General features: G+C 67.4%; 11 protein-coding genes. 8 read left to right on the top strand and 3 right to left on the bottom strand.

Translation table 11 applies throughout. From position 1 onward, the window contains the following. Nucleotides 1-176: 176 nt before the first annotated feature. Entirely contained in the window at nucleotides 177-686 is a 510-nt protein-coding gene (locus N0K08_RS07480) for a MarR family winged helix-turn-helix transcriptional regulator (protein WP_261499494.1), read from the bottom strand. A gap of 112 nt (nucleotides 687-798) precedes the next feature. Between N0K08_RS07480 and N0K08_RS07475 the strand changes: the two genes are divergently transcribed. The 6 genes from N0K08_RS07475 to hpxZ all read left to right on the top strand — a co-directional run bounded on the left by N0K08_RS07475 (nucleotide 799) and on the right by hpxZ (nucleotide 7583). Further along, complete coding sequence (locus N0K08_RS07475; RefSeq protein WP_261499493.1) at nucleotides 799-2085, top strand: amidohydrolase/deacetylase family metallohydrolase; 1287 nt, start codon at nucleotides 799-801, stop codon at nucleotides 2083-2085. Further along, entirely contained in the window at nucleotides 2069-3328 is a 1260-nt protein-coding gene (locus tag N0K08_RS07470; protein ID WP_261499492.1) for an amidase, read from the top strand. The genes N0K08_RS07475 and N0K08_RS07470 overlap by 17 nt, the downstream gene beginning before the upstream one ends. Continuing rightward, on the top strand, nucleotides 3325-4923 hold the full coding sequence (locus tag N0K08_RS07465; RefSeq protein WP_261499491.1) for a gamma-glutamyltransferase family protein: 1599 nt from the start codon (nucleotides 3325-3327) through the stop codon (nucleotides 4921-4923). The genes N0K08_RS07470 and N0K08_RS07465 overlap by 4 nt, the downstream gene beginning before the upstream one ends. Nucleotides 4924-4932: 9 nt before the next feature. Next, entirely contained in the window at nucleotides 4933-6063 is a 1131-nt protein-coding gene (locus tag N0K08_RS07460) for a DUF1116 domain-containing protein (RefSeq protein ID WP_261499490.1), read from the top strand. A gap of 69 nt (nucleotides 6064-6132) precedes the next feature. Next, nucleotides 6133-7182, top strand: coding sequence for an ABC transporter substrate-binding protein (locus N0K08_RS07455; RefSeq protein ID WP_261499489.1), 1050 nt, complete (start codon nucleotides 6133-6135; stop codon nucleotides 7180-7182). Between the two features lie 20 nt (nucleotides 7183-7202). Further along, nucleotides 7203-7583 carry an oxalurate catabolism protein HpxZ gene (gene hpxZ / locus N0K08_RS07450; RefSeq protein ID WP_261499487.1) on the top strand — a complete coding sequence of 127 codons (381 nt, stop codon included), beginning with the start codon at nucleotides 7203-7205 and terminating at the stop codon, nucleotides 7581-7583. 19 nt (nucleotides 7584-7602) lie between these two features. Here hpxZ and N0K08_RS07445 read toward each other — a convergent pair whose 3' ends face one another. Then, nucleotides 7603-8649 (bottom strand): serine/threonine protein kinase, encoded by a 1047-nt coding sequence (locus N0K08_RS07445; protein WP_261499486.1) that lies wholly within the window; start codon nucleotides 8647-8649, stop codon nucleotides 7603-7605. A 110-nt stretch (nucleotides 8650-8759) separates the two neighbouring features. On the opposite strand from N0K08_RS07445, the gene N0K08_RS07440 reads away from it, so the two are divergent. After that, the gene (locus tag N0K08_RS07440; protein WP_261499485.1) at nucleotides 8760-9407 is read left to right on the top strand and encodes a 2'-5' RNA ligase family protein; all 648 of its coding nucleotides are present in this window, start codon (nucleotides 8760-8762) and stop codon (nucleotides 9405-9407) included. Here the strand turns inward: N0K08_RS07440 and N0K08_RS07435 are convergent. Then, entirely contained in the window at nucleotides 9395-10243 is an 849-nt protein-coding gene (locus N0K08_RS07435; protein WP_261499483.1) for a 3-hydroxybutyryl-CoA dehydrogenase, read from the bottom strand. The two genes, N0K08_RS07440 and N0K08_RS07435, sit on opposite strands and share 13 nt — an antisense overlap. Before the next feature lie 306 nt (nucleotides 10244-10549). Here N0K08_RS07435 and N0K08_RS07430 point away from each other — a divergent pair, with 306 nt between their 5' ends. After that, nucleotides 10550-12226: an amidase gene (locus tag N0K08_RS07430; protein ID WP_261499481.1), complete on the top strand. Its 1677-nt coding sequence runs from the start codon at nucleotides 10550-10552 to the stop codon at nucleotides 12224-12226. Nucleotides 12227-12320: the final 94 nt, after the last annotated feature.

The raw sequence follows: 12320 nt of genomic DNA, 5'->3' as shown, positions 1-12320 counted from the left end.
GATGGGTTGATGCAAGTCATTGCGCCACAAAGGAAATCAGCGCAAGCAACTGTGAGGTACACCACATAGTTGGCGGGGATGGAGGAGGTTGCCATCGCCAGCGCAGGGGCGACCTGCACATTTCTGGCGAATCCGCAGCGGGAAATTCACCAAAACGGGGTGTACCCCCTTTATTTTCAGCGGATGCGCAAGGGCACCATGCTGGTGTCGTTGTGGGCTTCCACCAGGCGGCTCAATTGCAGCATGAATAGCTCGCGTTCCTGGGGGGGGATCGGTGCGATGGTGCGGTCATGGGCGCGCTGCGCGGCCTGTTCCATGCGCTTGACCAGCGCGCGGCCCTTGCGTGTGACGCGCACCAGCTTGACCCGCCGGTCGCGCGTGGACTGACGCCGTTCGACGACCCCGCGCGCTTCCAGCCGCGGCAGCACTTCCGCGACGCTGGTGCGCTCCAGGCCGATCTCCAGCGCAAGAGTGTTCTGGTCCATCTCGCCCAGTGAAACCAGGATGGTGAGCACGCTGTACTGCACCGGCGTGACGCCGTGTTCCTCGGTCTCCTGAGCGAACAGGCCGGTGTGGATCTGGTGCAGTCGGCGCAGCAGGAATCCTGGCCGCGAAAAGAGGGCGGAGCGCTGGTAATAGTCGTCCAGCTGCGCACGCAACGACGCATTGGGAGCTTCGGTTTTCATGCCGCAAGTCTACCCCCAAGGGTGCACCAAATTGGATAAACCACGCTGGCACAATTTATGCGGTACACCACTTATATTCAACTTGCAATGGTCCCGAGGCCAGCTAGATTCTATGAGCAGCATGCTTTTGACAGGGGGGCGGGTGATAGACCCGACGATGGGCCGCGACGGCGTTTTCGATGTGCTCGTCGTCGACGATCGCATTGCCGCCATCGGCAAGGACCTGGGCAGCGAAGTAGCGGCGGATGTCGAAACAATCGACTGCCGGGGAAAGCTGGTCTTGCCGGGGCTGATCGACACCCACGGACATGTCTACCAGGGCGTGACCGGGCGCTTCGGTCTCAATCCCGACATGTGTGGCGTGCACTCCGGTGTCACCACGCTCGTGGACCAGGGCGGGCCCAGCTGCATCACCTTGCCGGGCTTTCGCCAGTATGTGGTCGAGCCGTCCAGCACGCGGGTTCTGGCCTATCTCTCTGCCTATCTTGTGGGCGGGCTCGAAGGCCACTACTACCCGGAGCTCTACAGACCCGAATGCCTGGACGTGGAAGCCACGGTGCGTGCGGCGCGCGAGAACCGCGATGTGGTGCGCGGCCTCAAGGCCCATGCGGAGATTGGCGGCTTTGCGCGCTGGGGCGTCGACGTGATGCGCATTGCCACGCGCATCGGACGCGAGACCGAGCTGCCGGTCTACATCCACTTCGGCCAGCTCTGGCCCAAGCCCGAAGCGGGTTGCCTGCCGGTCAATCCGGATTCGATCTTCAACCAGGTGGTCGAAATGCTCAAGCCGGGCGACATCCTGGCCCATCCCTTCAGCCGCCATCCGGGCGGGTTCGTGGAACTCGACGGCAAGCTGCATCCGCTGGTCCATGAAGCGATACAGCGGGGCCTGAAGATCGACGTCGGCCATGGTTCCCACTTCAGCTACAAGACCGCGCGCATCGTGCTCAACGCGGGCGTCATTCCCGACACGCTGGGCGCCGACATGCATGGCTACAACACCCAGGTGGCCGCGCCCCCGGGCACGCCCGACAGCCATCCCGATGAAGAGGACCATATGTTCAAGGGCAAGACGCGCTTCAGTCTGGTGTCGGCCATGACCAGCATGCTGGCGCTGGGCCTTCCTCTGGCGCATGTCGTGGCCATGGTGACGCGCAACGCGGCCCGCATGGTCGGCATGGAAGGCGAGCTGGGCACGCTGAAAGTCGGTGGCGTGGCCGACGTGAGCGTGCTCAACGATGCGCGCGGGCACTGGATTCTGCGCGACAACGAAGGCACGCAAGTGACCACCACGCAGATGCTCACGCCCGCGTTCTGCCTGCGCGCCGGCCAGCGTTTCGATGCCAACGCCGCCATTCTTCCCCAGCCCCTGGAGGCCTCCAGTGACGCATTCGCCTGACGCCGCGCCTGCGCTGCTGCGCGCGGGGCACCACGGCGCCTTCGTGCAGGAAGGCGACGACGGGCTGCCCGCAGCGCCGGCCGACGCCAGCGGGCCGTTGGGCGGACTGCGATTGGCCGTCAAGGATGTGTTCGACATCGCCGGCCTGCGCTGCGGCGCCGGCAGTCCCGTGTGGCGCGACGCGCAGGTACCTGCCTTGCGCCATGCACTGGCCGTGCAGCGGCTGCTCGATGCGGGTGCGGTCTGCGTGGGCCGCACCGTGACCGACGAGCTGACGTACAGCCTGGCGGGCAGCAACGCCCATTACGGCAGCCCGCTCAACCCGGCCTGCCCTGAGCGCCTCGCAGGTGGCTCCTCTTCGGGGTCTGCCGTGGCCGTGGCTGCGGGCGATGCCGACATCGCGCTGGGCACTGACTGCGGCGGCTCGGTGCGTCTGCCCGCGAGCTACTGCGGCCTGTGGGGAATGCGCCCCACCCATGGGCGCATCGCGACCCAGGGCTGTTTCACGCTGGCGCACAGCTTCGATACCGTCGGCTGGTTCGCGCGCGATGGCGCGACGCTGGCCGCGGCGTTCGAGCAGCTCGCAGCGTCGGCGCCGGCGGCAGACCTCGCGCAGCGCCTGCGCCAAGGCGTGCAGTGGCGGCACAGCGCTGAAGTCAGCGCGTTGCTCGATGACGGCATTCGCTCGGCGTGGCAGGCGCTGTTGCCTGCAATGCAGGCCGCGGGCACTGGCGTGCGTCCTGTGGCCGAGGCGCTGGACCTCGCGGACTGGGCCGATGCTTTGCGCACCCTGCAGGCCGCGGAAATCTGGCAGCAGCATGGTGCCTGGTTCCGGCAACACGGCGGCACGCTGGGCGCGGATGTGCGCGAGCGTTTCGAACGCGCGGCGCGCATTGCACCTGAAGCGGTCGCCCAGGCGCAGCAGCGCAGAGTGCAGGCCGCGCGCGTGCTAGCCGGGATTTTCGCTGCGCCCGCAACGCTGCTGGTGCTGCCGACCGTGCCCACGGCCGCGCCCGCGCGCACCGATGGCGCGGCGCGCGTGGACGACGTGCGCCAGCGCTCGCAGCAGCTGCTGTGCATGGCCGGTCTGGCCGGTCTGCCGCAGGTCTCGCTGCCCTGGGTGCGCGTTGACGGCGCGCCCGTCGGATTGTCCGTCATGGGCGCGCGCGGCGATGACGAACGGGTGCTCGCTGCCGCGCGGGACCTGGGCCAAACCTTGCAAACTCTGGAGATATCCCGATGACACAACCCGTAAGAGGGCGCCGCGGCATGGCCGTGGCTCCACATGCCCTGGCCTCCCAATCGGCGCTGGCCGTGCTGCGCGAAGGTGGCAATGCGGTCGAAGCCATGGTGGCGGCGGCAGCGACCATCGCCGTCGCCTACCCGCACATGAACGGCATAGGCGGCGACAGTTTCTGGCTCATAGGCATGCCTTCGGGCGGCAGCACCGAAGTCGTGGGCATTGACGCCTGCGGGGCCAGCGCCGCAGGCGTTGGCATCGACCAGTACGCGGGTCTGGCCATTCCTTTTCGTGGCGGCAGTGCGGCGATCACGGTCGCCGGCACGCTCTCGGGCTGGGACCAGGCGTTGGCAATCAGCCGCACGCGTCTGGCGGGCCGCCTGCCGCTTGCGCGGCTGCTGGCCGATGCCATCGACGGCGCGCGCCACGGCGTTCCCGTGACCCGCAGCCAGCACCGCAACACCCAAACCAGGCAGCAGGAGCTGGCCGGCGTGCATGGTTTCGCGGATGCTTTCCTGCCGGGCGGCGCCGTGCCCGCGGTCGGCGCGCTGTTCACCCAGCCGCGCCTGGCCGCCACTTTCGAGCAGCTGGCGCGCGCCGGCCTGGACGACTTCTACCGCGGTGATCTCGCACGCAGCCTGGCGCACGATCTGGCCTGGGCCGGCAGCCCGTTGACGCTCGATGACCTGCAGCGGCACCAGGCCTTGCTGCGCACGCCGCTGCAACTGGCGCACAGCGCGGGCACGGTCTACAACATGCCGCCGCCGACCCAAGGGCTGGTGTCGCTGATCATTCTGGGCCTGATGGACAGGCTGGACGTCGGACGCTTCGATCACCTGGGCGCCGACTATGTGCACGCGGCGGCGGAGTGCGTGAAGCAGGCTTTCGCCGTGCGCGATCGCTGCATCACCGACCCGGCCTGCATGACGGTGGACCCGGCGAGCTTTCTGGCGCCCCAGGCCCTGGACGACATGGCCGCGCGCATCGACATGGACCAGGCCGCGGCCTGGGGCCAGGGCAAGGGACCGGCGGACACCATCTGGATGGGCGTGATCGACAGCCAAGGCAATGCGGTCTCCATGATCCAGAGCATTTACCACGAGTTCGGCGCGGGCATCGTGCTCGCGCAAAGCGGCGTGAACTGGCAAAACCGAGGCGCCTCCTTCTCGCTGGACCCCACGCACATCAATGCGCTGGCGCCGGGCAAGAAGCCTTTCCATACGCTGAACCCGGCGCTGGCGCTGCTCAAGGACGGCCGCACCATGGTCTACGGAAACATGGGCGGCGACGGCCAGCCGCAGACCCAGTCGGCGGTCTTCACCCGCACGATGGTCCATGGCCTGGACCCGCAAGCCGCGATCGAGGCGCCGCGCTGGCTGCTGGGCCGCACCTGGGGCCAAAGCAGTGACACGCTCAAGCTCGAAGGCCGGTTTCCTGCGCAGACGGTGCGCGCGCTGAGCGCGCGCGGCCACCCGGTCGAAGTGCTCGCAGACTTTGACGAGACGTTCGGCCATGCCGGCTGCATCGTGCGTGAAACCTCGGGAAGCCTGAGCGGCGGGTTCGATCCGCGCTCGGACGGCAGCGTTGCCGCGTTCTAGGAGCCGACCATGCCAGAAAACACCGCCCCGGCCTCTGCTGATTTCGCCCGCTGGGCCCGGCCGTTCGCGTCGGCCTGCTGGCGCGATGTGACCACGCGCGCCCAGGCCATGCCTGAACTCGCGCCCTACCTGCTGCTGCACGCGGGCCCGCCGTTCGTCGGCCCGCCGCCAGCGCCGGTGCGCCAAGCGGCGATCCAGGCCCTGCTGTTCGAAGGGCTGGCGCCCGACGCGGCCGCGGCCCGGACGCTGCTGGCCACGGGTGCGGTGCAGTTCGCGCCCGCGCAGGACCATGGCCTGGTCACCCCGCTGGCGCAAGTGGTGTCGGCCTCCATGCCCCTGGCGGTCGTCGGCGATGGCAAGACCTGCGCCTGGGCGCCGTTGATCGAGGGACCTGCGCCGGCACTGCGTTTCGGCAGCAGCGACGCCGGCGCATTGCAGCGGCTGCGGGCCATCACCGGGCTGGGCCTGCAGCGGCTGGCGCCGCTGCTGCGTTCGCGCCCCCTGGCCCTGGGCCCGGTCGTCGAACAGGCTCTGGCGCAAGGCGACGAATGCCATGCACGCACCGGCGCGGCGAACCAGGCGCTGCTCGCGGGTCTGCACGGTCTTTCGCCGCAGGAGCACGAACTGCTGGCCGGCAGCCCGGGCTTTGTGCTGACCATTCTCATGGCCGCCGCGGCCTGGCGGCTGCGTGCCGATGATGCGCCGATTGCTGCCGTGGGCGGCAACGGCCAGGCGTTTGGCCTGCGGCTGCGCGGCGCGCGCGCATGGCAGGTGATTCCCGCCCAGCCCCCCGAGGGCACGCGCTTTGCGGGCCACGAACAGACGCCTGCCCTGGGCGCGATTGGCGACAGCGCGGTGCTCGATTTCTGCGGGCTGGGCGGGCAGGCGCTCGCAGCGGCGCCGGCGCTGTGCGAGGAATGGCGCGCCACGCTGCCCGGCGATGCGGCGGCGCGCCGCGCGCGGGTCACCGACCCGCTGACCGGCCTGGTCGATCCCGCGCGGATCCTGCACAGCGGACTTGCGCCGCTGGTCAACCTCGCGATTCTCGGCGCCGACGGCGGCGCGCAGCTCATGGGGCGCGGCTGCTACGCGCCCGCCACCGCATTGTTCGACGCGCGCTCCGCCAGCGCCGCGCATTGATTTTTCTTGCCGTTCTTGTCGTTTCCCCACCGAAAGCCTGCCATGACCACGATGTTCTCTCTTTGTTCGATGCTTACCACCCGGCGCGCTGCCGCGCTGCTTACCACCCGGCGCGCTGCCGCGCTGCTGGCCGCGACCTGCCTGGCCGGCGGCGCCCATGCGCAGGAGCCGACGAAAATCCGCTTCGCGCTCGACTGGGTGCTGCAGGGGCCGCAAGCCCCGTTCATCGTCCCGCATGCCAACGGCTGCTACCAGAAAGCGGGGCTGAATGTCATCACGGATCGGGGCTTTGGCTCCGGCGACACGGTCATCAAGGTCGGCGCCAGCACCTACGACGTGGGCTTTGCCGACATCAATGCGATGATCGAGTACAACGCCAAGCAGAAGAACCCCGAAGATCAGCTGATCTCCTTCTTCATGGTCTATGACGCCGCCGCGCTGTCCATCATCACGCGCAAGGACACGGGCATACGCAAGCCGGCCGACCTGGCGGGCAAGATCATCGCCGCGCCTCCAGGCGATGCTTCGCGCCGCCTGTTCCCGGCGCTTGCCAAGGCCAACGGCCTGGACCCGGATTCGGTGAAATGGATCAACGTCGCGCCGGAACTGCGCGAACCCATGCTCGCGCGCAAGACCGCGGACGCGATCAGCGGCGCATCGTTCACCGGCTACATGGGCGCCCAGGCGGTGGGCATTCCCGCCAAGGACATCGTGGTCCTGCACTACCCGGAGTACGGCACCTCGCTCTATGGCAGCGCGCTGGTCGTCAAGCGCACGTTCGCGCAGAAGAACGGCGCCGCGCTCAAGGCCATGACGCGCTGCGTGGTCGAAGGCATACAAAGCAGCATCCAGGACCCGGCTGCGGCGATCGCGGTACTGCACCAGCGCGACCCGCTCCTCAACCGCCAGATCGAGCAGCAACGCCTGCAGCTGTCGCTCGACTGGTCCATCGTGACGCCCTGGGTGCGCGAGCACGGCCTGGGACAGATCGATCCCGTGCGGCTGGAAAAATCCCTCAAGGAAGTCGCGCTGGCGTTCAGCATTCCCGTGCCGCCGGCCGCCCAGGTCTACACCGCCGAGTACCTGCCGCCCGCGGCCCAACGCAAAGTCGCGCCCTGACCACTCGCATCGAGCACCCCATGTCTTACGAGATCAACCTTCCTGACGTCGTCGCCGAAGTAGCCCAGGCCTTCAGTCGCTATGAGCACGCACTGGTGCACAACCAGATTGACGAACTGGACCGGCTGTTCTGGCACAGTCCTCACACCATGCGTTATGGCGCTGGCGAGAATCTGTATGGCCACGCGGAGATCCAGGCGTTTCGCGCCACGCGTCCCGGCGCGGGGCTGGCGCGCACCGTCACCCGCACACAGCTGACCACCTATGGCCGCGACTTCGCCACCACCCATCTGGAATTTTCCCGGGCCGGCAGCGACAAGGTGGGGCGGCAGACACAGACCTGGCTGCGCCTGCCCGAAGGCTGGCGCGTGGTCAGCGCCCATGTGAGCGTCATGCAGTAGCGCGGTCGGCGCGCAGGCCTCAGGCCGGCAGCGGTGCTTCCCGCATGGCTTCGATCTGCTCGATCAGCATGTCGGTCTGGCCGCGCCAGTAGTCGGGGCTGCCGAACCAGGGGAAATTGATCGCGAAGATCGGGTCTTCCCAGCGGCGCGCGAGCCAGGCGCTGTAGTGGATCAGGCGCAGCGTGCGCAGCGGCTCGATCAGCACCAGCTCGCGCCGGTCGAACGCGCGGAACTGTTCATAGCCGTCGAGCAGGGCGCCGAGTTGCTGGGCGCGCTGGCGCCGGTCGCCCGACAGCAGCATCCACAGGTCCTGCACCGCGGGGCCCATGCGCGCATCGTCCAGATCGACAAAATGCGGCCCGCCGCTGCCCGTGGCTTCGTCCACGGGCGTCCAGAGAATATTGCCCGGATGGCAGTCACCGTGCAGGCGGATGTTGGCCGCGTCTTGCAGGCCGAAGAGCGCGTGCTCGCCCTCCGAGCTGGCGCGGCTGGCGATCAGCGCCAGTGCCTGCTCGCAGGCCGTGCGCCAGCCGGTTTCGGCTTCCAGCGGAATCATGCGCTGCGTCAGCAGCCAGTCCAGCGAATCCTGGCCGAAGCTTTGCAGGTTCAGCGTCGGGCGGGTGGCAAAAGGCTGGGTTGCGCCCACGGTGTGGATGCGCGCCAGAAAGCGGCCAATCCATTCCAGCACTTCGAAGTCGTCCAGTTCGGGCCGGCGCCCGCCGCGCCAGGGGCTGACCGAGAACGCAAAGCCCGCATGCTGGTGCAAGGTCGCGCCCAGCAGGGTCATGGGGCCTACGGCCGGAATTTCCGCGGCTTCCAGCTGCGCCGAGAACGCATGTTCTTCCGCAATCTGCGCTGCGCTCCAGCGGCCTGGGCGGTAGAACTTGGCCACCACGCGTTCTCCGTCTTCGAGGAACACCTGGTAGACCCGGTTCTCATAGGAACTGAGCGCCGTGAGGCGTCCATCCCCGTGCAGGCCGACCGACGCCAGTGCGTCCAGCACCACATCGGGTGTGAGCTGTTCGTAGGGGTGGGCGGACGGCGTGGCGGATAAGGGCATGGTCATGGGCGCTATTGTCCTCCTGATGGCCAGGCGACCGCGCCCGGATTGCGCACAATGGCAGCCATGATTTGCCGTGCCCTGTTTTTCTGGTGCCGATGCGCATGAGCCGCCGTTTGCACCGACATTTTCCCGAACGCCGGGCGATCGCCAGCGTGGACGCCGATTTCTCCGACTGGCACCGGGGGCGCCGCTGGTTTGCCCTGTGGGCGCTATGGCATGAGGATGTGGCGCTGGCAGCGCAACTGGCCCGGCTGCACGCCCATTGCGCGGGCCTGCTGCGCCCGGGCTATGCGCGCCAGCCGCATGTGACGCTGGCCGTACGCGGGTTCTGCGCCGATCACGCCCAGCGGCCCGACGACTTCACGCCCCAGGCGCTGGCGCGCGATGTGGCGACCCTGCAGGCCTTGAAGTTGGGTGCTTTCGTGGTGGAAACCGCGGGCGTGGGCAGTTTTTCCATGGCGCCTTTCGTGCAGCTGCACGACACCGATGGCGGAGTGGCGGCGCTGCACGCCGCTCTGGGCGGGCGCCAGCGGCCGGCCTATGTGCCGCACTGGACCCTGGGCCTGTACGGCGCGAACTGGCCGCGGCCCGTGGTCGCCCGGCGCCTGCGCCGCCTGCCGCCCATGCCGCGCCTGCGCCTGCCGGTGACAGAGCTGGCCCTGCTGCGCTACGACGCGCTGGAGCTGTCAGGGCCTTTGCAGCTGCTGGGGCGCTATGACTTGGCGCACCAGCAGTTCAGCCTGGAGACTCAGTACTTATAAACGCCCTGGCCCGTCTTGCGGCCCAGGCGGCCGGCGGCGCACATTTCCTTGAGCAGCGGGCAGGGGCGGTACTTGCTGTCGCCGAACTGGTCGAGGTAGACCTCCATCACGGCCAGGCACACGTCCAGGCCGATCATGTCGGCCAGTGCCAGCGGGCCGATGGGCTGGTTGCAGCCCAGCTTCATGCCGGCGTCGATGTCTTCCGCCGTGGCCAGGCCTTCGGCGAGCACGAAGAAAGCTTCGTTGATCATGGGCACCAGAATGCGGTTGACCACAAAGCCGGGCGCGTTCTTGACGGTGATAGGGCTCTTGCCCAGGCGCAGGGACAGTTCCTTGACGCTGTCGTGCGTCGCATCGCTGGTCTGCAGGCCGCGGATAATTTCCACCAGCGCCATCATGGGCACGGGGTTGAAGAAGTGCATGCCGATGAAGCGGTCGGCGCGGCTGGTGATGGCGGCCAGCTGGGTGATGGAGATCGACGAAGTGTTCGATGCCAGGATCACTTCGGGGGCGAGCAGGGCGTCGATCTGCTGCAGGATCTTCACCTTGAGCGCGAAGTTCTCGGTCGCCGCTTCGATCACGATCTGCGCGGCCTGCAGGTCTTCGTAACGCGTCGAGGTCTTGATGCGGGCCAGGGCCGCGGCCTTGTCGGCTTCGGTGATCTTTTCCTTCTTGATCAGACGGTCCAGGCTGCCGGACACGGTGGCCAGGCCTTTTTGCACCGCGGCGTCCGAGATGTCGACCATCACCACATTGATGCCCGATACCGCGCATGCCTGTGCGATGCCGTTGCCCATGGTGCCCGCGCCAATGATTCCGACCGTTTGAATCGCCATTTGAGTTGTCTCCAGAAATGAATTTGAACCGCGTGATGGTAGCGGGAATTCACCTGGCTGCAGCGCCGCCACCGGTGATGCCGGCCAGGCTCGGCAGCCCGCACCCCACGCCAGCCTGTCGCCAGGAGTGCATTCATTTTTAAGGATACTGAATACAGTATACAAACTCAATCAGTCAAGCTGGGAAGCCCTCTTTTTGTGCATATCGCTGGCACGGAGACTCGGTGCGCGGCCGACCGCAACCCGGCACGCATTTTGCAAAGCATCAGCCACCGCATTCCTGCCACCTTTTCTGGAAGTCCCTTGATGAAAAAGTCCATACGCCACGGGTTTCAGTTCACCAGCCTCGTCCTCGGGACTGCGCTGCTGACGGCCTGCGCCCACCAGCCCGCTCCCCAGAGCGCATCCAACCCGCCTTTCAGCGTGGTCGAGACCTCGATCACCAGCCTGCACACGGCCTTGCTGTCCGGCCAGACCACTTGCCAGCAGGTCATTACGTCGTATCTGGACCGCATTGCGGCCTATGACAAGGACAACCACGGCAAATATGCGAGCAATCCCAAGCTCACCAGCATCATCACGCTGAACCAGCAGGCGCTGGCCCAGGCCGCGGCACTGGACGCGCAGCAGGCCCGCACCGGCCGGCTCACCGGTCCTCTGCACTGCGTGGCCGTGCTGCCCAAGGACAATATCGACACCTTCGACATGCCCACCACCGCCGGGGCGCTGTCGCTGTCCCGCAGCCAGCCGCCCGACGACGCGTTCGTGCTGCGCAAGGTCCGTGCGGCCGGCGGCATCATCATTGCCAAGGCCAATCTGGCCGAGTTTGCCCAGACCTATACCGGCGAGAGCACGCTGGGCGGCCAGCCGCTGAACCCCTATGACCTGAGCAAGGGCCCTGGTGGCTCGTCGTCGGGCACCGCCGTGGGCGTGGCCACGAGCTTCGCGACGGTGGGCATAGGTTCGGACACCGGTGGTTCGGTGCGCGTGCCTTCGGCCACCACCGCCTTGATCGGCCTGCGCCCCAGCCTGCGTCTGGTCAGTCAGGACGGTGTCATGCCGCTGGCCCCCATGCAGGACACGGCCGGCCCGATGTGCCGCAACGTGCCGGATTGCGCGCGCATGCTGTCCGTGATGGTGGGCTACGATGCCCAGGCCACTTCCGGCCACCGCAGCGGCCCGGACCGCCAGGCCCCGCTGGTGACCAGTGCCGCGCAGTACCAGGAAATGACCGGCGCAGCCAGCGACTACACGCGCTTCCTGGCCGACGCCAGCGGCCTGAAGGGCATGCGCATCGGCGTGGTGAAAGGCCTGTACGGCAAGGACCCGTTGGTGAACCAGGCGATCGATGCCGCGCTGGAGCAAATGCGCTCGGCTGGCGCCACGGTCGAAGAGGTGACGGTACAGAATCTGCCGGAAATCCTGGCCTACCCCAGCGCATCGTTCTATGAGTTCAAGCATGCCTTGAATGAATACCTGGGCAGCTGGCCCAGCGACAAGGACCAGCATGTGCGCTCCTATGCCGACATCATGGCCAGCGGCACGGCGATGAAGAATTTCAAGGACTATGACAAGGACTACTCCGACGAAAAGCAGCGCCGCGAATACTTCGTCAACGTGGACGCGCGCAATGTGTTCGTGCGCTCCCGGGTCGACCGCGCCATCGACAACCTGGATGGCAATGGCAAGCCCCTGGGCAAGTCCTATGACCTGCTGATCTACCCGGGCATGAAGTCCTTGCCGCTGCCCATAGGCCAGCAGCCCGATGCCATGCACAACATCCGTCTGGGCTCGTTCACCGGCTATCCCTCGATGTCCATTCCCGCGGCCATGGTCAAGCCCGCCGCCAACGCTCCGGCCCTGCCGGTGGCTTTCGAGATGCTGGCGCGCCAGTTCGACGAGGCCACGCTGATCCGTGCGGGTTCGGCCTGGGAGGCCGTGTCCAAGGTCCGCGTGGCCCCACCGACCACGCCGGCCCTCTGAGGGAAATCGCACCGGAGCGCAGGGATTGGCGCCGGGCGCACCGCAAATGCGTAAAAATCACGCCTGCTGCCGACGCGCGGCAGGCGGGAATGCA

The sequence above is a fragment of the Acidovorax bellezanensis genome (assembly GCF_025421555.1).
GTDB lineage: Bacteria > Pseudomonadota > Gammaproteobacteria > Burkholderiales > Burkholderiaceae_C > Comamonas > Comamonas bellezanensis.
This window is presented reverse-complemented; position numbering and strand designations above follow the sequence as displayed.

Excerpts from the sequence above, each read along its gene's own strand:
- N0K08_RS07480 (WP_261499494.1), bottom strand. The coding sequence starts at position 686 with ATGAAAACCGAAGCTCCCAATGCGTCGTTGCGTGCGCAGCTGGACGAC.
- N0K08_RS07475 (WP_261499493.1), top strand. The coding sequence starts at position 799 with ATGAGCAGCATGCTTTTGACAGGGGGGCGGGTGATAGACCCGACGATG.
- N0K08_RS07465 (WP_261499491.1), top strand. The coding sequence starts at position 3,325 with ATGACACAACCCGTAAGAGGGCGCCGCGGCATGGCCGTGGCTCCACAT.
- N0K08_RS07460 (WP_261499490.1), top strand. The coding sequence starts at position 4,933 with ATGCCAGAAAACACCGCCCCGGCCTCTGCTGATTTCGCCCGCTGGGCC.
- N0K08_RS07455 (WP_261499489.1), top strand. The coding sequence starts at position 6,133 with ATGCTTACCACCCGGCGCGCTGCCGCGCTGCTTACCACCCGGCGCGCT.
- hpxZ (WP_261499487.1), top strand. The coding sequence starts at position 7,203 with ATGTCTTACGAGATCAACCTTCCTGACGTCGTCGCCGAAGTAGCCCAG.
- N0K08_RS07445 (WP_261499486.1), bottom strand. The coding sequence starts at position 8,649 with ATGACCATGCCCTTATCCGCCACGCCGTCCGCCCACCCCTACGAACAG.
- N0K08_RS07435 (WP_261499483.1), bottom strand. The coding sequence starts at position 10,243 with ATGGCGATTCAAACGGTCGGAATCATTGGCGCGGGCACCATGGGCAAC.
- N0K08_RS07430 (WP_261499481.1), top strand. The coding sequence starts at position 10,550 with ATGAAAAAGTCCATACGCCACGGGTTTCAGTTCACCAGCCTCGTCCTC.